Origin of the sequence: Parendozoicomonas verongulae, assembly GCF_009711465.1 — a bacterium.
Lineage (GTDB): Bacteria > Pseudomonadota > Gammaproteobacteria > Pseudomonadales > Endozoicomonadaceae > Sansalvadorimonas > Sansalvadorimonas verongulae.
The window spans coordinates 1-1,166 of the sequence record NZ_SMME01000517.1 but is presented as its reverse complement, the minus strand read 5'-3'; the positions used below and the strand labels follow the sequence as shown (position 1 = coordinate 1,166).

The following is a 1,166-nucleotide window of genomic DNA, read 5'->3' as shown; positions in this document are numbered from 1 at the left end:
AGGTAGTTGCAGTCGGTTTTACTGCTGCACTGGAAGTTGTCTGAGGTGTGCCTCCCGTGCTTAATGTTGATTGAGATTTAGCAGCTATTGATTCCATTTTGAGTGTCAGATATCTGGCTGTGACTGGTTTTCTTCAGACACCCCGCACGTGAAAATGTTTTGTGAACGCTGTTAGAGGGCGTAACAAAAAAGCCAGCTTCGCCCAGTGACTTATTCAGGCAGGTGAGCGGGACGAGCATCCTGTAGCCGGGCGGATTTTTTTGTGCGCCCTTTTGGTTTAAGCTGTTGGCTGGGCATTGTACGGTACTCAATAACCCGTTCCCCAATAAATGAGTAGGGTGTGTAGTTCAAGCGTTCGGTTAAATCTGTGACCACTGCATTTTGGGGGGCTTGCCACTCAGGCAGGTTCGCATCAATAGAGATGATTCTCATATTTGGATGGCGAGGCAGAATAACCTGGAAAATCTCATCCAGTTTCGATGAGGGATCGTCATGAATAGGAAAACCGAAGAGAATTGTGGCTTCAGGCTCGCTCATTGTGGCCTTGGCAAAGTCCGAGGCCGCTTCGTAGGCTGACTTTTTCTGAACATTTCGTGTGAACTCTCTGCCCATATCACCGCTGTCAAACCATGAGTAGTTATCTGTTGCTGTTATGTTTGCACCGGATTTCACCAGCTCATCAGTTAACCAGCCATTACCCGCATAAATTTCCAGACAGGGGCTTTGTTGAAGATACTCTGCAAGCTTTCTGATAAAGCACTTATCGAGGTTAACGAAAGTTCTTTTTATCTTTATATCGGAAAGCTCACCTGTAAGCTCTAAAAGATAGTTTCTTAGCTGGCTATCTTCTGTTGATGGAAATATGTCCTCGATAAGTGAGTCATCTACTGCTTTCTCTGGGATGGTTTGGCTTTCGTAGGCCTCAAGAGTGGTCAGCAAGTCGGAGAGGTACTGATGGAACAACCGATGATTGGCTGACTTTGAAGCTGTTGTGAAGAGTGCTGCTACATCAGTGATGCCTTCTCGCAATGTCTCAATAGCAGAAGCATCAGGTACTTTTTCTACTTTCCTTTTGTGAATGGATAACTCTGGCAGATCAGAGCTCTCAGTATTTCCTGTAGGCCCTCTCTTGTTAGAGGTAGTTGCAGTCGGTTTTACTGCTGCAC

1 protein-coding gene is annotated in these 1,166 nt (G+C 46.0%); it reads right to left on the bottom strand.

The genetic code is table 11. The features are described 5' to 3' along the window. Positions 1 to 210 precede the first annotated feature (210 nt). The coding region (locus tag E1189_RS22725) for a hypothetical protein (RefSeq protein ID WP_230459935.1) at positions 211 to 1,166 on the bottom strand (956 nt) is incomplete at its 5' end.